Source organism: Paenibacillus sp. 7516, assembly GCF_002272715.1.
Classification (GTDB): Bacteria; Bacillota; Bacilli; order Paenibacillales; family Paenibacillaceae; genus Paenibacillus; species Paenibacillus illinoisensis_A.
This window is the reverse complement of record NZ_NPBI01000009.1, coordinates 230,268-252,783: the sequence shown is the minus strand read 5'-3', so window position 1 is coordinate 252,783 and position 22,516 is coordinate 230,268. Positions and strand designations below refer to the sequence as shown.

The following is a 22,516-nucleotide window of genomic DNA, read 5'->3' as shown; positions in this document are numbered from 1 at the left end:
TATATCATTAAGGGGGAACAAGAGAAATGAAAAAGATGCTCAGCTTGTCTTTGGTCATGTTGCTGGCAGTATCGGTAATGCTCGCAGGTTGCGGAAGCAAACCGAAGGAAGAAACAAATGCCGGTGGAACAACAGGTGGCGAATCCACTGAAGCAAAATCCGATTTGCAGATCGGTATGGTTACTGACGTAGGTGGCGTTAACGACAAATCCTTTAACCAATCCGCTTGGGAAGCCCTGCAAGCAACTGAAACTGAAACAGGTACGGCAGTTAAATACCTGCAAAGTAAATCCGATGAAGAGTACATTCCTAACCTGAACGAATTCGTTAAAGGTGGATATGACCTGACTTGGGGTATCGGTTTCCAATTGGCTGACGCAATCAAAACGGTTGCTGACCAAAACCCTGAATCCAAACTGGCGATCATCGACAGTGTTGTAGATTCTCCTAACGTTAAATCCGTTACATTTGCTGAAGAGCAAGGTTCCTTCCTGGTTGGCGTTGTTGCCGGTCTGACTACAAAAACGAACAAAATCGGTTTTGTTGGCGGTATGGACAGCCCACTGATCAAGAAATTTGAAGTTGGTTTCAGAGAAGGGGTTAAAGCAGTTAACCCTGATGCTGAATTGATCTCCAACTATACAGGCGCATTTGACAAACCAGACCTTGGTAAAGCAGCTGCAGCTACAATCTACAACCAAGGCGCGGACATCATTTTCCACTCTTCCGGTGCTACAGGTAACGGTGTGTTCAACGAAGCAATTGCCCGCAAAAAACAAGGACAAGATGTTTGGGTAATCGGTGTGGATAAAGACCAATCTCTGGAGTTCGGTGATGATGTTACACTGACTTCCATGATCAAAAAAGTTGACGAAGCAGTTAAGAAAGTAAACCAAGAAGTTATCGATGGCACATTTGCTGGCGGTTCCGAAAACCTGACTTTGAAAGAGAACGGTGTAGGTATTGCTGATACTTCTACAAAAAATGTTTCTGCTGACATCCTTGCTAAAGTTGACGAATACAAAGAAAAAATCATCAGCGGCGAAATCAAAGTACCTACAGAGTAATTGCTTCGCCCGCGAATTGAATAATCACGAGGCCGGTCTTGACCGGCCTTATGATTGTCAGGACAGGAAAATTTGCTCAAGCCATCATAACATTTGTACCTAGTTAACAAGATGCTGCTGGAAACCTTCCAAATACAGAATCAATTGTTTTAGTAATATGCTCCGGAAGGAGCTTTTCTTAAGATTATGGAATGTATACATTTCAGCTGTGCTGGATGGATTCGATAATCTCAAGAGAAGGAAAGTGACCGCAGCAAAAGCGGTTTTTTCCCTTGAACATACGTCGATAGACGTTTTTCTTACGTTTGCGGAACCACACTATATCAGTTATAAGGGTGATTACATGGGTGCAGCAACCCCCGTCGTTGAGTTAAAACAAATCACGAAGCGTTTTCCAGGCATTGTTGCCAACGACGCTATCAGCCTTCAGCTTCGTAAAGGCGAGATTCATGCTCTACTGGGCGAAAACGGCGCTGGTAAGTCAACGTTGATGAATATTGTATTTGGTCTCTATCAGCCAGATGAAGGTTCCATTGAAGTGAATGGCAAGCCTGTCATGATCGATAGCCCGAACAAAGCAATCGAGCTTGGGATCGGCATGGTGCATCAGCACTTTAAGCTTGTTCAGCCGTTCACGGTAACAGAGAACATTATTTTGGGATCTGAACCAACGAAAGGTCTCAATATTAACTATAAAAAAGCAGCTGCTGAAGTGCAGCGTTTATCCGAGCAATACGGACTCAAAGTAAATCCGCATGCCAAAATCCATGATATTTCAGTTGGTATGCAGCAGCGCGTTGAAATCGTAAAAACATTGTACCGCGGCGCTGATATCCTGATTTTTGATGAACCAACGGCTGTTCTGACTCCTCAGGAGATCAAAGAACTGATGGTCATCATGAAAAAACTCGTGGCAGAAGGCAAATCCATTATCCTGATTACACATAAGTTAAAAGAAATTATGGAGATCTCGGATACGGTCACCATTATTCGTCGCGGGAAAGTCATCGACTCTGTCAAGACATCTGAAACCAATCCCAATGAGCTTGCCGAAAAAATGGTTGGTCGTAATGTCACGTTTAAAGTGGATAAAATACCTGCAACGCCTGGTGCCAATGTCCTTGAAGTTAGCAAACTGACTGCCAAGAACAAAGAGGGAATTTCTGTTCTGAATGAACTGAACTTGAATGTTCGTGCTGGAGAAATTCTGGGTATTGCAGGTGTAGATGGCAATGGACAGAGTGAGTTGATTGAAGCTCTGACGGGATTGCGCAAAGTGGATAGCGGATCGATCCGTTTGCAAGGAAAAGAATTATCCAACCACTCACCGCGTCATATTTCGGAATCGGGAGTAGGCCATATTCCGGAAGACCGACATAAGCACGGATTGGTTTTGGATTTCTCGGTCAGTGAAAATATTGTTCTGGAATCTTACTACAAGTCTCCTTACACTCGCAGAGGATTCCTTAATTTCGATGCGATCAAAAAGCAGGCAAAACGTCTTGTTGAGGCGTTTGACGTGCGGACACCTAGCATTGAAACCAAAGCACGGTCTCTTTCTGGGGGTAACCAGCAAAAGGCGATCATTGCACGGGAAGTCGATAAGAACCCGGAACTGCTTATCGCAGCTCAGCCAACACGTGGCTTGGACGTAGGTGCTATTGAGTTTGTCCAGAAACAGTTGATTGCTCAGCGTGACCAAGGAAAAGCGGTATTGCTGATTTCCTTCGAGCTCGATGAAATTATTAACGTTTCGGACCGTATTGCTGTCATTTATGAGGGCCAAATTGTCGGTGAGGTCCTGCCGGAAGAAACGAATGACAGGGAGCTCGGCTTGATGATGGCGGGCAGCACCCAAAAGAGAGGTACTGTACATGAGTAAAGTATTAAAATGGTTTACCCGTGATTCCTTTATCCTGCCTATCGTTGCAATCCTCATGGGGTTGATTCTGGGCGGTATCGTTATGCTTATTGGAGGATACAACCCAATTGAGGCATATGGCGCATTGTTCAAGAAAGTCTTTGGTGACATGTACAACTTCGGTGAAGCTGTACGTGAGATGACGCCTTTGATCATGACAGGCCTCGCGTTTGCGTTTGCGTCCCGTGCGGGACTGTTTAATATCGGTGGGGAAGGACAATTTCTCGTCGGTATGACTGCAGCCACGTTTGTAGGAGTTAAGTTTGCAGGTCTTCCGATTTATATTCATGCTCCGCTGGCTTTGATTGCTGGTGCAGTATTCGGTGGTCTGTGGGCAGCCATTGCAGGTTACCTGAAGGCCGCTCGCGGTGTGAACGAAGTTATCAGTAGTATCATGCTGAACTGGATCGGTCTGTATTTGGCCAACCTGATTGTACGGCAGTTTTTGCTGCTTCAAGGGGAAAACCGTTCGGTAGATATTAGTGAGTCAGCTTCAATCAGCTTGACTTGGTTGTCTGAACTAATGGGCAACTCCCGTGTTCACATGGGCACATTGATCGCCTTGGTTATGGCTGTTCTCTTTTATATTTATATGTGGAAAACGAAGCAAGGGTATGAAATCCGCGCTGTAGGTCACAACCCGAATGCGGCTGAATATGCAGGTATGCATGTTAATCGCAATATCGTAAAAGCCATGTTTATCAGTGGTATGCTTGCGGGTCTTGGTGGAGCTTTCCAGGTGCTTGGTGTTTTCCAGTATCAGACAGTCATGTCGGGATCTCCAGGAACAGGTTTTGACGGCATTGCCGTTGCCTTGATTGGTTTGAACCATCCGTTTGGTGTGCTCCTGGGGGCGTTGCTGTTCGGTACGCTTACCTATGGATCTGCTGGTATGAGCTTTGCTGCGGATGTACCGCCAGAGATTATTCGGATTGTAATCGGTTCGATTATCTTCTTCATTGCGGCACAAGGCATCGTGCGCTGGATTCTTAAACCGTTCTACTCCAAGCGCAAGAAAGAGAAGGTGTTGTAGATGGACTTGTTGACAATTGGGCAAATTATCAATACGACGCTTGTCTTTGCTACGGCATTGATTTTTGCTTCCCTTGGCGGGATATTCTCTGAAAAATCCGGTGTAACCAACCTGGGACTTGAAGGTTTTATGGTCTTTGGTGCGTTTGCTGCCGGAATTGGGGCTCACTATGCCCAAGAAGCTGGAATGGGTGGTACAACGTCCGCCTGGATGGGTGTTTTGGTTGCCGTAGCATTGGGCGTACTCGTATCTCTTATTCACGCTGTTGCATCGATTACGTTCAAAGCGGACCAGATTATCAGTGGTATCGTCATCAACTTCCTGGCAGCAGGAAGTACTCTGTATTTGGTTAAATTGTTGTTTGAAGGATCAGGGGACTCACCTTTGGTGCAGGGCTTCAGCAAATTTGATGTGCCACTTCTCAAGGATATTCCTTTGCTTGGGGAAGCGTTGTTCAAGAACGTCTACCCGACAACATATCTGGCGATCATTCTTGTATTCCTGACGTATTACATTCTCTTCAAGACGCCATTCGGCCTTCGTTTGCGCTCCGTGGGTGAACACCCCAGCGCGGCTGATACTGTAGGTGTCAAAGTTCGTCGCTATCGTTATGTTGGTGTAATGATCAGTGGTGCACTGGCTGCGATCGGTGGAGCTGCTATCACACTGACAACAACAGGCACGTTCTCGCATAATACGGTTTCTGGTCAAGGATACATTGCGATCGCAGCGATGATTTTTGGTAAATGGAATCCAATCGGAGCATTTGGTGCTGCTGTATTTTTCGGGTTCTCACAAGCAATTCGAAACTATGTACAGCTGTTTGAATGGTCTCAAAGTATTCCCCAGGAAATTATTTATATGCTGCCATACCTGCTCACGATTATTGTTCTTATCGCGGCAGTCGGACGTTCGTCAGCTCCGTCTGCACTCGGTGAACCGTATGATCCGGGGAAAAGGTAGACGTGAGCAATTCATCACACGATATAATGAGTTTTATCAGAGAAAGGGTCCGCTTCGTGCGGGCTCTTTTTTGTTATGCAAATAGCAATTCATACTTTTCCATTGTGTCAGGGTAGAGACCCATATTTTCAATTAGGGACAAAGAAACAGGCGAAGCAAGTGATGGACGAATACACTGTTTTGAATGATCCGAGGAGGAGGGGAAAGTATGAAACAACATGTTACGCGTCGTGAAGCGTTGAAACTCGTGGGCAAAAATATCGTTGCGGTGAAAAAAGACGGCACTCGGGTTACGGGGAAGCTGTTGAAAGTATCCGGCAATAAATTAGTGCTAAAGCGTGTGAATGGCAAAAAAGTGCGCACAAAAGCCATTCTTCCACTGGTTTTGTTTGATTTGCTTGCAATCGCCACATTGCCTTACGCTTACGGCCCGGGACCGGGCTATGGGGGTCCTGGCTATGGAGGTCCTGGGTATGGACCAGGCTACGGACCCGGACCAAAACCCGGCCCCGGATATGGTCCAGGCTATGGTCCGGGACCCGGGTTCGGACCGTACGGACCGCGTCCACCAGGATTTTTCTAGGAGAACCTAAATATTCTTTTCCATTTCGTAACAGCGACTTATCATAATATAACGAACGGTACTATATCCATTTTTCTGATAAAACTGCAGCCCTTTTGTATTGCCTTCGTCGACCATTACTTTGGATCTTTTGCAGCCTCGTGATGCGGCGAAGTTTTCGGCTTTTTTCAGCAAAGTCTGACCGTACCTTTTTCGCTGTTCCTTTGTATCAACTGCCATCATATCGACATATAACAACTCGCCGTGCATAAGAAAATGTATAAATGCTACAGCTTCTTTGTTCGGGTCCGGTGAGACAACAAAGGTCATGCCCCTGTTCATACGCAGGGGTATGTCTTTGCGTATTTTGTTAATTTCATTGGTACTCATATGGGATAGAGGAACAAGTTGCGAGTCAATTAAACTCATGATGGCGCCATCATCCAGCCTCGAATTGCGTTGCCGAATCACCATGCTGATCCTCCTTTCAAGACTAGTCGTGCTGCTCGTATATCCTATGCCTGGAGCAAGATAAAAGGTGACTGAATGAAGTGAAGGGAATAGGGTAACGTTAAGTAGCGTAGTAGCGAGATAAAGGGCGTTTAAAAAAATTATCCAAATCAGGTATTGACTTATCGGTTGGAGGAATCATATAATGTTCCTAACATTTAACGAGAATATTTAATCGGCTATGAAGAGGACGAAGTTTTAAGGGCTCTTTTGCTCAGAGAGTGGCTGGATCTGCTGAAACCACCACCATAATCCCTTATATACGAGCTCACCTCGGAGCTGTTTTCCTGAAAAGCATTGGATGTCACTCCACTCGCGTATTAGGGAAAATCGTATGTCTGCGTTACAGACAACAGGTATGGAAGACGGCTATGTCCGTTTGACCTATCGTTTTTTGTACCTGGTAAGGTCCGTTATTGCGAAATTTCGGACAAAGTTGGGTGGTACCACGGAAGCAACAACCTTTCGTCCCTCGCAAGCATTAACTTGTTTGCAGGGATGAAAGGTTTTTTTTGTAACTTTAAATGTCAGAATGATGTAAATTCCGAGAGGAGGATGACTGATGGGAGCTCAAATTCCAGAAGTACGATCAACAGATGAATTACGTGAAAAATGGATGAAGCCGGAGGTCATTAGCGGTTCTGAGATTCTGCTAAGAAGCTTGTTGCTGGAAGGTGTCGAGTGCGTATTCGGTTATCCGGGCGGAGCGGTGTTGTACATTTACGACGCGATGTACGGTTTCGAGGACTTCAAGCATGTACTGACTCGGCATGAACAAGGCGCGATTCACGCAGCAGACGGATATGCACGTGCAAGCGGCAAAGTTGGAGTTTGTATCGCAACCTCCGGTCCGGGAGCAACGAATCTTGTAACCGGAATTGCAACGGCATATATGGATTCCGTACCGCTCGTTGTCATTACGGGGAACGTCATTTCCAGCCTGATTGGTTCGGATGCTTTCCAGGAAGCGGATATCACCGGTATTACAATGCCAATTACCAAACACAGCTATCTGGTAAAAGACGTTAAAGATCTCCCGCGTGTCATTCATGAGGCATTCCATATTGCCAATACAGGACGTAAAGGTCCGGTGTTAATCGACATTCCGAAGGATGTTTCTGCCAACAAAACATTGTTTGAGCCAATTACTGAACCAGTGACACTGAGAGGATATAACCCTCGGACGGTGCCAAACAAACTTCAAGTTGATCGTCTGGCTCAGGCCATTCAGGAAGCAGAGCGTCCGATGATCCTTGCAGGTGGCGGAGTCGTTTACTCCGGTGGACACGAAGCACTGTTCGAATTTGTTGAAAAAACAGGCATTCCAATTACAACGACACTTCTTGGACTTGGTGCTTTCCCAAGCGGACATGAACTTTGGACCGGAATGCCGGGTATGCACGGAACATACACGTCCAACCAGGCGATTCAACAAGCGGATCTGCTGATCAACATCGGAGCTCGCTTTGATGACCGGGTTACTGGTAAACTGGACGGTTTTGCACCACATGCCAAAATCGTGCACATCGATATCGATCCAGCTGAAATTGGCAAAAACATTGCGACGGATATCCCGATCGTTGGGGATGTGAAGACGGTACTTGAAATAGCCAACAAGGAAGTGCAGCGTGCCGAGCGTGCGGATGCCTGGAGAGACCAGATCAAGCAATGGAAGCAAGAGAAACCTTACAGCTACACGGATTCCGAAGACGAGTTGAAACCACAATGGGTAGTTGAGTTGTTGAATGATACAACCAAAGGTGAGGCGATCGTGACTACTGACGTTGGTCAGCATCAGATGTGGGCGGCGCAGTATTACAAGTTCAATCAACCTCGCTCATGGGTAACCTCCGGTGGACTCGGAACAATGGGCTTTGGATTCCCTTCGGCAATCGGTGCACAGATGGCGAACCCGGACAGACTGGTCATTTCCATTAATGGCGATGGCGGAATGCAGATGTGTTCACAAGAACTGGCAATCTGCGCGATCAATAATATCCCAGTCAAAATTGTCATCATCAACAACCAGGTGCTTGGAATGGTTCGCCAGTGGCAGGAAATCATTTACGAGAACCGTTACAGTCATATCGATCTGGCAGGAAGCCCGGATTTTGTAAAACTGGCTGAGGCATATGGTGTAAAAGGACTTCGTGCCACGAACAAGGAAGAAGCTGAACGGGCATGGCAGGAAGCACTGGATACACCTGGACCGGTCGTTGTAGAATTTGTTGTTCGCAAAGAAGAAAATGTATATCCAATGGTTCCGCAAGGAGCAACAATTGATCAAATGCTGATGGGGGATGCTGAGGAATGATTAGACATACGATTTCGATTTTGGTCAACGATCAGCCTGGCGTCCTGCAGCGGGTATCGGGGTTGTTCGGTCGACGTGGATTCAACATTGAGAGCATTACGGTAGGTCAGTCGGAAGAAGCGGGCTTGTCCCGTATGGTCATTGTCACGATTGGTGACGACAAAACGCTGGAGCAGATTGAGAAACAGCTCTATAAAATTATTGACGTAATTAAAGTGGTGGATTTCAGCCTCAAGCCGATGGTTGCCCGTGAACTCGCTTTGATTAAAGTAAAAGCAGAACCTTCCGAACGCCCTGAAATCATGGGAGTGGTTGAAACGTTCCGTGCGTCGGTTGTGGATATTGGTCCAAGTAGTCTGATGGTTCAGGTTGTTGGAGATACCGACAAAATCGACGCCATGATCGAGCTGCTTAAGCCGTATGGCATTCGCGAACTCTCGCGGACTGGAGTAACTGCACTGGTACGTGGAAACGTATAATTGCCAATAGATCTAAATCTATGGTCTAATATGCATATCGGGTAAGCAACGAAGGATACGAGAAGAAGCAGTACAACAGACTGCAGGTGATCCTTGAATAACATCGTGATCCTGCATCTGCTGCAATTCGACATTTTAGTGATGTAACGCTTGAATAGAGAGCTACACACCCGCATTAAAGGGCGGGTGTCTGAACGGATCGGATCAGACCAGAGTTGCTGGAACAGCCAGCATGCCGGTCCATTGAGACACCCGCTCATTAATGAAGGGTTCTTTACAATACAAAGGAGGACTTATAAACATGCCAGTAACTACTTATTATGAACAGGATGCAGAGCTTAGCGTATTGAAAGGAAAAACGATTGCCGTAATTGGTTACGGTAGCCAGGGCCACGCCCAAGCACAAAACTTGCGTGATAGCGGTTTGAATGTAGTCATCGGACTTCGTGAAGGTAAATCGTTTGACACTGCAAAAAATGACGGATTTGAAGTATTGTCCCCGGCTGAAGCAACTAGCCGTGCAGATGTGGTTCAAATCTTGCTCCCTGACGAAACGCAAGCTTCTGTATACAAAAACGAAATCGAACCTAACCTGAAAAAAGGCGCAGCATTGCTCTTCTCCCACGGTTTCAACGTTCATTTCGGTCAAATCGTTGCTCCAAAAGACAGCGATGTTCTGCTGGTAGCTCCTAAGTCCCCTGGCCATATGGTACGTCGTACCTACGTGGAAGGATTCGGTGTACCGGGCCTGATCGCGATCGAGCAAGATGCAACAGGTAAAGCAAAAGACATCGGGCTTGCATATGCAAAAGGTATTGGCTGCACACGTGCAGGCGTTATCGAAACATCCTTCCGCGAAGAAACAGAAACAGACCTGTTCGGTGAGCAAGCTGTTCTGTGTGGCGGTGTAAGTGCCCTGGTAAAAGCTGGTTTCGAGACGTTGACAGAAGCTGGTTATGCTCCTGAAATGGCGTACTTCGAGTGTCTGCACGAATTGAAACTGATCGTTGACCTGATGTATGAAGGCGGACTTGCAAGCATGCGCGATTCCATCAGTAACACAGCCGAGTACGGTGACTATGTAACTGGACCTCGCGTTGTAACTGAAGATACGAAGAAAGCGATGAAAGAAGTCCTTTCCGATATCCAACAAGGTAAATTCGCACGTGACTTCATCCTGGAAAACCAATCCGGTCGTGCGTTCCTGACAGCAACTCGTCGCAACGAAGCTGAACACCCAATCGAAGTGGTTGGCGGACAATTGCGTGAGATGATGCACTGGATCAAGAAGTAAGAATCTGCACTTAGAGGTTGTTCAAAAAGTCCTCAATTGATCACGAAGTAGCCCACGAAGCGAACTCGACATCGAATCTTGCGTTCACCTTCGGAGTCCGGTGCTCATGTAGGTTTGCCTACACTCCGCTCCTCCTCCTTCAGGTTCTCGTAACCTTCTCGATGCTGAATCGTTGACTTTTTGAACATGCACTTATAAGATAAGCAATTTTACAGCTTTAACCGGAAATAGCGGCCGTGCTTATGCGTGTGCCGCTATTGCTGGTTTAGAGGCAAACATACATTACAGTCTAGGAGGTGCGAGGCGTGCGTAAAATCTATGTATTCGACACAACGCTGCGTGATGGAGAACAATCCCCGGGAGTCAATTTGAACACTCGTGAAAAGGTGGAAATTGCCCATCAGCTCGAGCGGCTTGGGATTGACCGGATGGAAGCCGGTTTTCCGGCAGCATCTCCAGGCGATCTGGCAGCGGTAAATGCAGTAGCGAAAGCGGTTAAAAATATTACGGTTATCGGCTTGTCCCGCTCCAGAGAGCAGGATATTGATGCGGTTAGAGAAGCGCTGAAAGGTGCACAGGACCCGTGCATTCACGTATTTTTGGCAACTTCACCAATTCACCGCCAACATAAATTGCGCATGGACAAAGCGCAGGTGCTGGATACAGCTCGTTCTGCCATTCGTTATGCGAAGAAGTCATTTTCCAAAATTGAGTTCTCACTTGAAGATGCAGGCCGTACCGAATATGATTTCCTGGTTGAAATGGTGAACATGGCCGTAGAGGAAGGCGCTTCGGTAGTTAACATTCCGGATACAGTAGGGTATCTGAGTCCTTATGAGTACGGTAACATTTTCAAGCATCTCAAAGAGAATGTTCATGGTATTGAAAAAGTGCAGCTGAGTGCACATTGTCACAACGACCTGGGTATGGCAACCGCCAATACACTGGCCGCCATTCTGAATGGTGCAGATCAGATCGAAGGTACGATTAACGGAATCGGTGAACGTGCAGGAAATACAGCGATCGAAGAGATTGCCATGGCACTGGAGACACGTCAGGAATTCTTCCAGGCAAAAACTTCTCTGCAGCTTTCGGAAATTGCACGTACCAGCCGGCTCGTTAGCCGTTTGACAGGAATGGTTGTTCCAGGAAACAAAGCCATTGTTGGTGCGAACGCCTTCGCACATGAATCCGGTATTCATCAGGATGGCATGCTGAAAGAAAAAACAACGTACGAGATCATGACGCCAGAGTCAATTGGTCTGAAGGAAAGCAAGCTCGTACTGGGTAAACACTCTGGACGCCACGCGTTCCGTGAGCGCTTGATTGAGCTGGGTTATGAACTGGATGAAGAAGCACTGAATCGTGCTTTTGCCCAATTCAAAGATCTGGCGGACAAGAAAAAAGAAGTTACTGATGAGGATTTGCTTGCGGTGATCGAAGAGAAGCTGCAGGATGCTCCTGAGATTTACAAACTGGAGTCCATCTTCGTGACGTATGGGGATGAATCGACTCCGACAGCCAAAGTCCGTATTGCTACGCTTGACGGTAACACCGTTGAACAGCAAGCGGAAGGTAATGGTTCCGTCGATGCCATTTACAATGCAATTGACAAGGTGAGCGGGGAAGAAGTTACGCTGTCCGATTACTCCATCAAGTCGGTTACACATGGTAAAGATGCACTCGGTGAGGTGCATGTTGTATTGACACAGAACCAGGTTTCCGTTCAGGGACGCGGTGTAAGCACCGATATTTTGGGTGCAAGTGCACGTGCTTATGTGGATGGCCTAAACCAACTGATTGAGAAACGTAAAACATACACCAACCGTGTTAACGTGAATCTGTAAACAGACGCAGCAAGCATCCAATGCACTTGAACTGCACTGCAGTTTGTTGAGAAGCTAAAAAAGTCTGACCCTAGGTATAGATCTAAGGTCAGACTTTTTGCTATAGCTTGAATGATATGTTTATCAATTAGGACGGATCTGGAAAATCGCAATTAGAGCAGATTACCACGCATACGCGTTAGGGGCATGTCCACCCGGACCCGGGAATATCTCATCAAGACGTTTAAGTACCGCTTCATCCAATGTGACTTCAAGACATTTAAGTGCAGTTTCGAACTGCTCCAGCGTACGGGGACCGATGATTGGTGCGGTCACTGCCGGATTGGCTGCAAGCCAAGCCAAAGCAATCGTATCCTGTGGTTCGCCAAGATCGCGGCACAGTGCTGCAAATTCTTCAAGCTGGGTTTTATGATGTTCAATGCGTTCCGCGATGCCGCCGCTGCGTGTGCCTTCCAGCTTCTGAAGTGCATTGCGGCCCAGCAAGCCACCATCAAGTGGGCTCCACGGAATCACGCCGAGGCCCAGCTCTTTGGCTGCAGGCAGAACTTCGAGTTCAGGCAAACGACAGTTAAGACTGTATTTATGCTGCTCGGACACCAAACCAAGGAAATGGCGGTTTTTGGCTTCGCTTTGAGCAATGGCAATCTGCCATGCAGCGAAGTTGCTTGATCCGACATAACCAATTTTGCCTTGATGGACAGCATTTTCGAATGCCCCCCATAGCTCGTCCCATGAAACCGCCGGGTCTACGTGGTGCATTTGATATAGCTCTACATGGTCTGTCTGCAAGCGGCGAAGGGAACCTTCCAGATGACGTCTGATTTTATAGGCAGAGAGACCAGCATCGTTGTTGGGACCATCCGTATCATCATGCATGGAGCCATACACCTTGGTCGCAAGCACCACTTTTTCACGTCTGCCGCCACCCAGGCTGAACCAGCGGCCGATAATTTCCTCGGTAAGGCCGGAATTTTCACCCCAACCATAAATGTTAGCGGTATCAAAAAAGTTAACGCCAGCATCGAGTGCTGCATCCATGATACGGAATGCTTCTTTTTCGTCTGTAGCAGGCCCAAAATTCATGGTGCCAAGACAAATCCGGCTTACTTTAAGACCTGATTTTCCCAAGTACGTGTATTGCATGGTTTGCAATCCCTCCTGAGTTACCTGAATTTGACTTCACGTATTATTTTACTCCAGTCTGACGAGCAGAACAACAGCCCTCCAAACCTCTTATAGGTAAAATCTATTAAAGTCATAGATTGTATATCTTGGTCAAATGACCACTGAATATGATACAAAAGAGAGAGTTAAGTATGACACGTTCGATTGAGAATGAATGAAGGAGTTGGACAACCCATGACAGACGTAAAAAAAATTGCAGTCATCGCAGGTGACGGTATCGGTCCGGAAGTTGTAGCAGAAGCAGAGAGAGTACTTAAACGCACGGAGGAAGTATTCGGTTATCGTTTTGAAACCGAGCACGCACTGTTTGGCGGAATTGCGATCGATGAAAAAGGCACACCTCTTCCAGAAGAAACACTCACCGTATGCAAAAGTGCAGATGCAGTGTTGCTCGGAGCCGTTGGCGGTCCGAAATGGGACAACAACAGCAAGGAACTCCGTCCGGAAACGGGCCTGCTGGGAATTCGCAAAGCGCTCGGATTGTTCTCCAACTTGCGCCCGGCGGTTGTGTTTGACTGCCTGAAGGATGCATCCACATTGAAACCTGAAGTACTGGAAGGCACGGACCTGATGGTGGTTCGGGAGCTGACCGGAGGCATTTACTTTGGTGAAAAATTCAGACGTGAAGGCTCACAGGGGCAAGAAGCTGTGGATACCTGTGTATATAATGTAACTGAAGTGGAGCGAATTGTTCGTCAAGCATTCGAAATTGCTCAAGGACGCCGCAAAAAACTCGCTTCTGTGGATAAAGCCAATGTACTGGAGACATCCAGACTCTGGCGTGAAGTGGTTAACCGGGTAGCTCCGGAATATCCGGATGTTGAAGTGGAGCACGTTCTCGTTGACAACTGTGCGATGCAGCTGCTGCGTCGTCCAGCCAGCTTTGACGTTATCGTAACGGAAAATATGTTCGGAGATATCCTGAGTGATGAAGCAGCAATGCTGACAGGTTCAATTGGCATGCTGGCCTCTGCATCACTGGGCGAAGGGAGCTTCGGTCTGTATGAGCCGGTACACGGTTCGGCACCGGATATCGCTGGTCAAGGATTGGCCAATCCAATTGCTACGATTCTATCTGTTGCACTCATGTTCCGTACAACCTTTGGTTACGCTGAAGGTGCGGATGCCATTGAAGCTGCTGTAGCTGAAGTGCTGAATGCAGGACACCGTACAAGTGATATTGCTGTAGATAAGAGCAAAGCCATCAGTACTACGGAAATGGGCGATCTGATCGTTGCAGCGATCCGTAAACAGGCATAATTCAGACATCATGATCGGGCAGCCCTTAGCTTTCCAATAGGAGAGATCGAGGGCTGTTCCTTTATATTTTGGCACGAAAATTTCTTATTTATAATTATTATAAAAAAATAACGTTTATAATCTTGACTTTGAGAAGTCCGGATGATAACATTTTACTTGTACTTGTTATCAAGTATCAAACCATTTTAATAACAGGAAAAGCGTCCGCGCTTTTCTTGATGATGAGCAATCCATATGGATGCTTACATAATCCCAAAGGAGGAATTTTTAGTTATGGCAGAACGTTTGGTTGGTAGACCAGCACCGGATTTCGCAATGGAAACAGTATCGGGAGACGGACAAGATTTTGGTTCCGTTAAATTGTCCGATTATCGTGGCAAATGGCTCGTATTCTTCTTTTATCCTTTGGACTTCACATTTGTGTGCCCAACTGAAATCACAGCTTTGAGCGATGCTTCCGAGCAATTCAAAGCTTTGGATACTGAAATTCTTGGCGTGAGCGTTGACTCTGTACACAGCCACAAAGCTTGGATCAATACACCTAAAGACAGCAATGGCTTGGGTCAATTGAACTTCCCACTGGCTTCCGATATCACGAAGCAAGTCGCTAAAGATTACGGCGTTCTGATCGAAGAAGAAGGCGTAGCATTGCGCGGTCTGTTCATCATCGATCCAGAAGGCGAATTGAAATACCAAGTGGTTAACCACAACGATGTAGGCCGCAGTGTTGAAGAAACACTTCGCGTGCTGCAAGCACTGCAATCCGGCGGATTGTGTGCAATGAACTGGAAACCAGGCGACAGCAACCTGTAAGCCTGATTTAACTTGAACGTTTGTTGTTCAAGCCCTCATCCCATTCGGGATTGAGGGCTTTTTGCACCCTTTTTCCCAAATATAATTTGGAAGTTGGATTAGGGTGTTTAGACAGGGCAAGAAACGTGTTAATGAAGTATTATAGGAATGAGAGGTTTTTACATCTCCTGAAAGAGGAATTGAAGGCCTTTGAGGCGAATAGGGTATGGAAACCCCGTAAATATTTTCGGGCCATCACCATGATAATATGGTAATGAATGAGATACACTGATACAACAACTTCTTTTTCAGAAAAGCTGCAGGTGCTAGGGAGACCATTTCTAAATATAAGGTCCCGGCACGTATAAGGAGGGTGAACAAAAATGAGTTACTGTTGTGGGGCAAGTATGGTGGGAACAAAGGGCACGCTGAAGCATTACCGCACCCAGGTTCATAATGTTCCCCTGCTGTTTTGTCCGGTATGCCACCGGGTAGAAGTGCATTACAAAGTGGAAAATGAATATGAAATTTTGGCTGAATATGCGCATGGCGACGGAGCCTCCGAGATTGATTTTCAGGATTATGTGACGGAGGATGAGGATGCAATCTTCGAAAATTGCGTCAACCGCGAGAGCGAGGATGCGATGGTCATTGTTCAGCGACAAATTGACATGTCACTTGACCTCCTAAGACTGGCCAAGGAAATGAAGGACGAGAAGTGGGAGAGCGAACTCAAACGCCGATTAGCCGTAATGAGCCAGCGCAGACTTAAAATTCAGCACAATAAAAGCGGACTATAGATTAATTTGAATGCTATGCTATAAATTGTTATGTAATCATTTAGATATGAACGAAGCTGATTCGCGATATTTGCGAAAAGGCTTCGTTTTTGTGTTTTGAAAATCGGGCATTTCGAGGTTTTTCTTAAAATAATTTCCATTCGACACTTTCTCTGATTGACTCTCTTCTATAAACTTGTCTATGATAAAAACAGACTTGTAAAAGAGGCGGAGCAAATAAAATGTTCGTGTTTGGGAATAGGAGAAGGTTTTGAATGGAACAAACATATATTATTTTCCGGATCAATTGTTGGTTACCGGGAATAGACCAGCTAAGGTTCCGGACGTGCCATCCATATTTTCGGCTCAGCCCCCCAACGAAAGGGCACCGGTAATGAAAAATAAATCGGCCCTTCCTGTTTCTGTGATGATATGATGTCCGAATGGCAAGTTTATCATTTACGTGAAAAGGAGGAACCTGTCATGATTAGTGAATTTCAGGATACATTGCCTCACCCAACGAACAGTTTCCCGCCTGTACATCTGGATTACAACAAATATGAAAATGTTCTGGAGCATTTGGATAGCGGTATTATGTTGTTTGACAGCAACGGTGTATTGACGTTTATTAACGTTCAAATGGCAAAATTGTTGGAGCTTCCCCGAAGTCTGTTGAGCGGCTGCACCCTGATGCAAATGCTGCATCATCCACAGATGAGCCGATTCAAGAAAAAGAAAATTTTACGGATCTACCGGGAGACCATCTTCCACCGTAAGCGCTATCATGAACTGATTGATGAGTATGGCAGACACTGGCTGGTCACGGTAACCTACGGAGATCAGATGGATGGAGATTTTTTGTTCAGTGTCAAGGACGTATCGGATTATAAACAAATAGAACAGACTGCTTATCAGAATGACAAGCTGGCCATGCTGGGACGCATTTCAGCATCCATCGCGCATGAAATTCGCAATCCTTTGACAGCGATCCGCGGGTTTATACAGCTGCTGCGCCCACATTTGCTGCAATTAGGGAAAGATGAATACGCCAGGATCATATTGACGGAGATTGACAGGGCGAACGATATTATTTATGAATTCCTGAATTCCTCCAAACCGTCAGCACCGCAGAAGACCATTATGTCGGTGGATTCCTTACTCAAAGAGGTGGTCTTACTAACGGAAAGCGAAGGCTTAATGAAAGGGTGCGAGATTACCCTAGATGAAGCAGACTCGCCGATGAACGTCTCCATTGATGTTAAACAGATTAAGCAGGTTATTCTGAATATGGTGAAAAATGCAATGGATGCCATCGAGGGTGTAGGCGAGGAGCATACAGGTCTCATACGAATCTCCACAGAAACCGAGAACAAATATGTGCAGATTTCCATTACGGATAACGGTCAGGGGATGGACCACAACACGCTTGTACGTCTGTTCGATCCATTTTTCACGACTAAAGAGAGCGGGACAGGACTGGGTCTTTCGGTAAGTTATCGTATCATCAAAAACCACGGGGGCACAATCTCGGTTGACAGTAAAAAGGGTGAAGGAACCCGGTTTATAATAATGCTCCCATTAGTGTAATACGGTAGGATGAGCAGGAATCGGCATGTTGGCCGATTCCTTTTGTTTTTTTTTGGAAGCATTATGGGTTATAGTTAGAATGAAGGCGGATACATACGCATAGCTTGCGAAAGGAAGGTGCATGATGAATATTCAGGAAATGGAACAGATGAATAAAAATCTGACGGATCATGTGGGACAGGTTATTGTAGGCAAGGAGCGAACCATAGAACTGATCATGACCGCAGTTATCGCTTCAGGACACGTATTGCTTGAGGACGTACCGGGTACAGGAAAAACAATGCTGGCCAAATCGGTAGCTTCATCTTTGGATTGTACGTTTCAACGCATACAATTCACCCCTGACTTGCTGCCGTCTGATCTGACGGGAATTCATTTCTACAATCAAAAGTCTGGTGACTTCGAATTCAGAGCCGGTCCGTTGTTCGCGAACCTTGTGCTGGCCGACGAGATCAATCGTGCTACACCGCGAACCCAATCGAGCTTGCTGGAATGCATGGAAGAGCGACAGATTAGTATTGATGGTTCAACGAGACAGCTGGAACGTCCATTCATCGTAATAGCAACCCAGAACCCGATTGATAATCAGGGGACCTTCCCACTGCCTGAGGCTCAAATGGATCGATTCATGATGAAAATTCGCATGGGTTATCCAAGCAGTGATGAAAGTGTAGAGATTCTGAGAAGGACTGTAGCCGGTCGTTCGGTTAACGATCTTACATCCATAATAAGTCGTGAGCAACTTCTTGAGGCGCAGCGTACATACCAGTCCGTCCAGGTCGAAGAAGACCTGCTTAAATACATGATTCGACTTACAGAAGAGACACGCAGACATCCTGAGCTTTCACTTGGTGTTAGCCCGAGGGGAGCGCAAGCCTTACTGAAGGCGTGTCAGGCATGGGCAGCATTGCATGGCAGGGATTACGTTCTACCAGATGACATCAAGGTTCTGGGTGAACCTGTACTGGCTCACCGACTTGTATTCCGTAATAGGGTCCGACAACAAGAAGGCGCTGCGGAGCGGATCATTCATGAGATTCTGACTCAGGCAGAGGTGCCAACAGAGAGCATTGGCACCGGCAGTGGACGGTAATTATGGCACTATTATGGCTTGTCATTGTAGGGGGCATTATCATTGGCCTACAAGGTGTATGGTTTGGACGCCCAGCATTACGAAGGTTGAAGTATACACGTGAATTCAGCAAACTGCGCTGTTACGCAGGCGATGAGCTTGAAATGGTGGAGACGATAGCGAATGAGAAGCGGATCACAGTACCCTGGCTGAGACTTGAGGCGATGATGCCCGGATCCTTTGTATTTCGCAGTGGTTCAGGCATGGATATCAGCCAGGGTGATATCTACCAGAATCACAAAAGTATATTTACGTTGAAACCATTTACGAGAATTACACGCAAGCATCCGATTATATGCAGTAAACGTGGTATCTACACGTTGAATACAGTGACCATGACAGGTGGAGATCTGTTTGGGGTCTGGCGCAATACCCAACCGATCCCTGTTCATCTGTCCATGATCGTATATCCTTCGCTGGTCGCTGCTGAAGATCTGCCTGCCATTTACCAAGTGTGGCAGGGGGAGGTAGAGGTATCCCGCTGGATAGTGGAGGATCCATTTCTGATTCTTGGCGTACGTCCTTACGGAGCAGGCGATCCCATGAACCGAATTCATTGGAAAGCAAGCGCACGTACAGGTGAGCTGCAGGTGTACAAGCAAGGCTGGACAGCTGATCCACAGTCCTGGATTATTGTAAATATTCAGGAGTCGGAGGATATGTGGAGTGTAGTAACCCGACCTGAGCCGATTGAGCGTGCACTGAGCTATGCTGCAACTGCTGCAGCCGATGCGATTGGCAGAGGACTCCCCGCCGGATTCGCTCATAACGGCTATCGGGTAAACGGCGGGCGTGATCCGCTTCGAATTGAACCCGATTATGGCAGCCCGCATCTGGAACTGCTTTTGGAGGCAATGGCTGAAACCGAGTTGAAATGCATGGTTCCCATGGAACAATTCCTGAATGATGAAGTGAAGCGCAATGAGGAAGCTCATGAGGCACGAAGCTATCTTTTGATTACATCTTACGTGTCTTCTGCCATGGAGCATGAGATTGCTCGTCTGCATGAACAGGGACACCGAGTAACCATTCTGCCAGTGGAGCCAGATCACAGCGGTGCAAAAATCAACAAGGCGGTGAGTGCATGAGTGATCCGACTTGGGATAGTAAATCAAGACTAGGGATATCTCTGCTCGCGACGCTGCTCATTGGCGTTTATGTGTTACCTTTGTTGACCCTTACTTCATTCTACGCAAACGGTTATTTTCCTTATATTCTGCTGGTCATCTATGCTCTGGCAAGCGGGATTGGAGTGCTGCTGGGACACAGGTTTCAAGGATTAGGAACCCGTATGTGGCTTCGACTAGTTGGATCTCTGCTCCTGGGGGTGGTTGTATCCCTTATCGTGGCTTGGATAACTGGACTTACGGGACCGGAATTAATCACAGCTCTTTTGTGGGGGGCTTTATCAGCCTTTGTAGGTTTGGCACCAGAACCATCGCTTCGCTCCACCTTGATGTGGAGATGGCAGGTCTTCGGCGTTGTTGGTTCGATCATAGGAGGCATTTTCTCCAATTGGTTCGAGCCCTTATTCCCATTGCAGACCTATGGAGGAACATTATATGCGACAGGCTTCATCAGTTTTGTTGCTTGTCTCCTTAATGTCTACAGTTCACAACTGGATAGAGCCGTATTAAATGATGGCAAGAGAAAGATTGTGCTTCGGGAATTCAACAGAGCGAATCATCAGCGATTGATATGGATGCTGTTAATCATTGCAGGTATCGGAGCATTTCCCAGTCTAGCCGCCTGGCTCGCTCCACTGCGGGATCGTCTGCTCACATGGATCAGAGGGTTAATAGGCCCGTCTTCCGATCCGCAGCTGCCCATGACACCAGACTCTGGTATTGACCCATCAAAGCTTCCAGGCAGAGTGAAAGAGCAGTCAGAACCATCTGTTTTCTGGGACATGCTGGGATGGTTCGTTCTAGGTGCTTCTGCTGCGCTGATTCTATGGCTTATCTTCCGATTGGGACGAAAGACTATAAACCGTCTTATGGACCGATTGAGGGGGATGATGGAACCCAGGGAGCGGAGGGCCGAGCCGCGGACCGAATACATCGATATTAGTGAAACCCTGGAAACACCCGTGAGACCACGCAAACCCTGGTTCCGGAAAAAAGAAACACCCCCATCTCAGGAGGCGGAGCGGGTACGTTACTACTACAGAAAATGGATAGATCAAGCCAGACAGCGAGGGGTGGAAATTGAAGCTGCACAGACTCCGCTGGAAGCAGCAGAGAAGATCCTGCATCATAAGCCATCTTCCGACAAGCAAGACACGCAGAGATTTTCCGACATTTTAACAAGGACATATAACGCGGTTCGTTATGGAAAAAAAGCTCCGAATCCTTCCGAGATGTCCGAGTTAGATCGGAACTGGAAGTCCCGATAGAACCATTAGACCCAATAACGTGTTTATCCCTTTACTTTTCTTGTCACGTTCAAGTATCATGAGAGGAATACACAAGTTGGTCAGAAAAGGAGCAGACAAATGAAGACAAATCATTGCAAAATTGTAGATTGTACCATTCGTGATGGCGGATTGGTAAATAATTGGGACTTTAGCGTGGACTTCGTTCAACAGCTATATGCTGGATTGAATGAGGCAGGCGTTGATTATATGGAAATCGGTTATAAAAACTCGCCGAAACTGCTGAAAGGTGCCGAAGAAGCAGGACCATGGCGTTTCCTGAATGATGACTTCCTGCGCAAAGTGATCCCGCAAAAAGGAAATACCAAATTGTCTGCTCTGGTTGACGTCGGACGTGTGGACGAGAATGACATTTTGCCGCGCAGCGAGAGCATGCTGGATCTGATCCGTGTAGCCTGCTACAGCAAAGATGTGGACAAGGCTTTGGCCCTTGTTCAAACCTTCCATGATCGTGGATATGAAACAACCCTGAACATCATGGCTTTGTCCAATGTCATGGAGAACGAACTGCTCGAAGCCTTCGAATTGATCAAAGAGAGCTCTGTAGACGTTGTGTACATCGTTGACTCTTATGGCAGCCTTGACCATAACGACGTGAAGTACCTCGTTGAAAAGTTCAAAACCCATTTGCCAAACAAACGTCTCGGTGTTCACACTCACAATAACATGCAGCTTGCATTCTCCAATACGCTTGTGGCTGCAGAGCTTGGCGTTGAACTACTGGATGCTTCCGTATATGGTATGGGCCGTGCGGCAGGTAACTGCCCGACTGAACTTCTTGTGGCGCATCTGAAGGGAACGAAATATAACTTGCGTCCGGTACTTGGCGTATTGGAACAATTGATGGTTCCTCTTCGCGAAAAAGAAGAATGGGGCTACATCCTGCCATATATGATCACAGGAGCTCTAGACGAGCATCCGCGTTCGGCAATGGCCCTGCGTTCGTCAGCCGAGAAGGATAACGTAGTGGACTTCTATGATAAATTGACAACGCCTGAAGTGAATTTTGATAAGTAATTTTCGGTAAACATCCATAAAAGCAACAGTCACGTATCAGATTCCCCGCAATGCACTTTGTATGGAAAATAGTCTGATATGCTGTTGCAAACTAAAAGGACATGGACTCCAATTGGAGATTCATGTTTTTTTAGTTCTTAGTGCCTTGTTTTTCTACATGGATATGAATACATATTCCTATTTTCAACTTTTTTTTAGTTCACGTCCGCAGAATTAAATGTTATTATGTACCAGATAGCATGTATTAACATGTGAATTGAACGTTGGTAAATATTTATTGTCGAATGGTGTAATAATGAAAGTTTTCAAACCTGAACGTCACAGGCGAGGGCTAAAGGTT

Annotated in this window: 19 protein-coding genes; 17 read left to right on the top strand and 2 right to left on the bottom strand. The window is 46.6% G+C overall.

Going from position 1 to position 22,516, the window contains the following annotated elements; all coding sequences use genetic code 11:
- Positions 1-26: 26 nt before the first annotated feature.
- From CHI14_RS10250 to CHI14_RS10230, 5 genes are all read left to right on the top strand, one after another.
- On the top strand, positions 27-1,067 hold the full coding sequence (locus CHI14_RS10250; RefSeq protein WP_095288334.1) for a BMP family lipoprotein: 1,041 nt from the start codon (positions 27-29) through the stop codon (positions 1,065-1,067).
- 343 nt (positions 1,068-1,410) lie between these two features.
- Positions 1,411-2,949, top strand: a complete 1,539-nt coding sequence (locus tag CHI14_RS10245; RefSeq protein WP_095288437.1) for an ABC transporter ATP-binding protein — start codon at positions 1,411-1,413, stop codon at positions 2,947-2,949.
- Positions 2,942-4,021 carry an ABC transporter permease gene (locus tag CHI14_RS10240; protein ID WP_095288333.1) on the top strand — a complete coding sequence of 360 codons (1,080 nt, stop codon included), beginning with the start codon at positions 2,942-2,944 and terminating at the stop codon, positions 4,019-4,021. Before CHI14_RS10245 ends, CHI14_RS10240 begins: the two co-directional genes overlap by 8 nt.
- Entirely contained in the window at positions 4,022-4,984 is a 963-nt protein-coding gene (locus tag CHI14_RS10235) for an ABC transporter permease (protein WP_095288332.1), read from the top strand.
- 208 nt (positions 4,985-5,192) lie between these two features.
- Entirely contained in the window at positions 5,193-5,567 is a 375-nt protein-coding gene (locus CHI14_RS10230) for a hypothetical protein (protein ID WP_095288331.1), read from the top strand.
- 6 nt (positions 5,568-5,573) lie between these two features.
- Here the strand turns inward: CHI14_RS10230 and CHI14_RS10225 are convergent, their stop codons facing one another.
- Entirely contained in the window at positions 5,574-6,017 is a 444-nt protein-coding gene (locus CHI14_RS10225; protein ID WP_481856402.1) for a GNAT family N-acetyltransferase, read from the bottom strand.
- A gap of 601 nt (positions 6,018-6,618) precedes the next feature.
- On the opposite strand from CHI14_RS10225, the gene ilvB reads away from it, so the two are divergent.
- From ilvB to CHI14_RS10205, 4 genes are all read left to right on the top strand, one after another.
- Positions 6,619-8,370, top strand: a complete 1,752-nt coding sequence (gene ilvB / locus CHI14_RS10220; protein WP_095288329.1) for a biosynthetic-type acetolactate synthase large subunit — start codon at positions 6,619-6,621, stop codon at positions 8,368-8,370.
- Positions 8,367-8,849: an acetolactate synthase small subunit gene (gene ilvN / locus CHI14_RS10215; protein ID WP_095288328.1), complete on the top strand. Its 483-nt coding sequence runs from the start codon at positions 8,367-8,369 to the stop codon at positions 8,847-8,849. Before ilvB ends, ilvN begins: the two co-directional genes overlap by 4 nt.
- 301 nt (positions 8,850-9,150) lie before the next feature.
- Positions 9,151-10,143: a ketol-acid reductoisomerase gene (gene ilvC / locus CHI14_RS10210; protein WP_095288327.1), complete on the top strand. Its 993-nt coding sequence runs from the start codon at positions 9,151-9,153 to the stop codon at positions 10,141-10,143.
- Between the two features lie 305 nt (positions 10,144-10,448).
- Positions 10,449-11,990, top strand: a complete 1,542-nt coding sequence (locus CHI14_RS10205) for a 2-isopropylmalate synthase (RefSeq protein WP_095288326.1) — start codon at positions 10,449-10,451, stop codon at positions 11,988-11,990.
- 162 nt (positions 11,991-12,152) lie between these two features.
- On the opposite strand, the gene CHI14_RS10200 is transcribed toward CHI14_RS10205, so the two are convergent.
- Positions 12,153-13,133 carry an aldo/keto reductase gene (locus CHI14_RS10200; protein ID WP_095288325.1) on the bottom strand — a complete coding sequence of 327 codons (981 nt, stop codon included), beginning with the start codon at positions 13,131-13,133 and terminating at the stop codon, positions 12,153-12,155.
- Between the two features lie 216 nt (positions 13,134-13,349).
- Here CHI14_RS10200 and leuB point away from each other — a divergent pair, with 216 nt between their 5' ends.
- From leuB to CHI14_RS10155, 8 genes are all read left to right on the top strand, one after another.
- Positions 13,350-14,435: a 3-isopropylmalate dehydrogenase gene (gene leuB, locus CHI14_RS10195; protein ID WP_095288324.1), complete on the top strand. Its 1,086-nt coding sequence runs from the start codon at positions 13,350-13,352 to the stop codon at positions 14,433-14,435.
- 273 nt (positions 14,436-14,708) lie between these two features.
- Positions 14,709-15,248 (top strand): peroxiredoxin, encoded by a 540-nt coding sequence (locus tag CHI14_RS10190; protein WP_062320195.1) that lies wholly within the window; start codon positions 14,709-14,711, stop codon positions 15,246-15,248.
- Between the two features lie 362 nt (positions 15,249-15,610).
- The gene (locus CHI14_RS10185) at positions 15,611-16,027 is read left to right on the top strand and encodes a hypothetical protein (RefSeq protein ID WP_024628323.1); all 417 of its coding nucleotides are present in this window, start codon (positions 15,611-15,613) and stop codon (positions 16,025-16,027) included.
- 462 nt (positions 16,028-16,489) lie between these two features.
- Entirely contained in the window at positions 16,490-17,593 is a 1,104-nt protein-coding gene (locus CHI14_RS10175; RefSeq protein WP_095288322.1) for an ATP-binding protein, read from the top strand.
- Between the two features lie 124 nt (positions 17,594-17,717).
- Positions 17,718-18,686: an AAA family ATPase gene (locus tag CHI14_RS10170; RefSeq protein ID WP_095288321.1), complete on the top strand. Its 969-nt coding sequence runs from the start codon at positions 17,718-17,720 to the stop codon at positions 18,684-18,686.
- A gap of 2 nt (positions 18,687-18,688) precedes the next feature.
- Positions 18,689-19,813 (top strand): DUF58 domain-containing protein, encoded by a 1,125-nt coding sequence (locus CHI14_RS10165; RefSeq protein WP_095288320.1) that lies wholly within the window; start codon positions 18,689-18,691, stop codon positions 19,811-19,813.
- Complete coding sequence (locus CHI14_RS10160; RefSeq protein ID WP_095288319.1) at positions 19,810-21,120, top strand: DUF4129 domain-containing protein; 1,311 nt, start codon at positions 19,810-19,812, stop codon at positions 21,118-21,120. Before CHI14_RS10165 ends, CHI14_RS10160 begins: the two co-directional genes overlap by 4 nt.
- A 99-nt stretch (positions 21,121-21,219) precedes the next feature.
- On the top strand, positions 21,220-22,176 hold the full coding sequence (locus CHI14_RS10155; RefSeq protein WP_095288318.1) for an aldolase catalytic domain-containing protein: 957 nt from the start codon (positions 21,220-21,222) through the stop codon (positions 22,174-22,176).
- Positions 22,177-22,516 lie beyond the last annotated feature (340 nt).

Coding starts and splice junctions, on each gene's coding strand:
- CHI14_RS10175 (WP_095288322.1), top strand. CDS start 16,490: ATGATTAGTGAATTTCAGGATACATTGCCTCACCCAACGAACAGTTTC.
- CHI14_RS10185 (WP_024628323.1), top strand. CDS start 15,611: ATGAGTTACTGTTGTGGGGCAAGTATGGTGGGAACAAAGGGCACGCTG.
- CHI14_RS10170 (WP_095288321.1), top strand. CDS start 17,718: ATGAATATTCAGGAAATGGAACAGATGAATAAAAATCTGACGGATCAT.
- CHI14_RS10245 (WP_095288437.1), top strand. CDS start 1,411: ATGGGTGCAGCAACCCCCGTCGTTGAGTTAAAACAAATCACGAAGCGT.
- CHI14_RS10240 (WP_095288333.1), top strand. CDS start 2,942: ATGAGTAAAGTATTAAAATGGTTTACCCGTGATTCCTTTATCCTGCCT.
- CHI14_RS10235 (WP_095288332.1), top strand. CDS start 4,022: ATGGACTTGTTGACAATTGGGCAAATTATCAATACGACGCTTGTCTTT.
- CHI14_RS10230 (WP_095288331.1), top strand. CDS start 5,193: ATGAAACAACATGTTACGCGTCGTGAAGCGTTGAAACTCGTGGGCAAA.
- CHI14_RS10190 (WP_062320195.1), top strand. CDS start 14,709: ATGGCAGAACGTTTGGTTGGTAGACCAGCACCGGATTTCGCAATGGAA.
- ilvB (WP_095288329.1), top strand. CDS start 6,619: ATGGGAGCTCAAATTCCAGAAGTACGATCAACAGATGAATTACGTGAA.
- CHI14_RS10160 (WP_095288319.1), top strand. CDS start 19,810: ATGAGTGATCCGACTTGGGATAGTAAATCAAGACTAGGGATATCTCTG.
- leuB (WP_095288324.1), top strand. CDS start 13,350: ATGACAGACGTAAAAAAAATTGCAGTCATCGCAGGTGACGGTATCGGT.
- CHI14_RS10200 (WP_095288325.1), bottom strand. CDS start 13,133: ATGCAATACACGTACTTGGGAAAATCAGGTCTTAAAGTAAGCCGGATT.
- ilvN (WP_095288328.1), top strand. CDS start 8,367: ATGATTAGACATACGATTTCGATTTTGGTCAACGATCAGCCTGGCGTC.
- CHI14_RS10155 (WP_095288318.1), top strand. CDS start 21,220: ATGAAGACAAATCATTGCAAAATTGTAGATTGTACCATTCGTGATGGC.
- CHI14_RS10165 (WP_095288320.1), top strand. CDS start 18,689: ATGGCACTATTATGGCTTGTCATTGTAGGGGGCATTATCATTGGCCTA.
- ilvC (WP_095288327.1), top strand. CDS start 9,151: ATGCCAGTAACTACTTATTATGAACAGGATGCAGAGCTTAGCGTATTG.
- CHI14_RS10250 (WP_095288334.1), top strand. CDS start 27: ATGAAAAAGATGCTCAGCTTGTCTTTGGTCATGTTGCTGGCAGTATCG.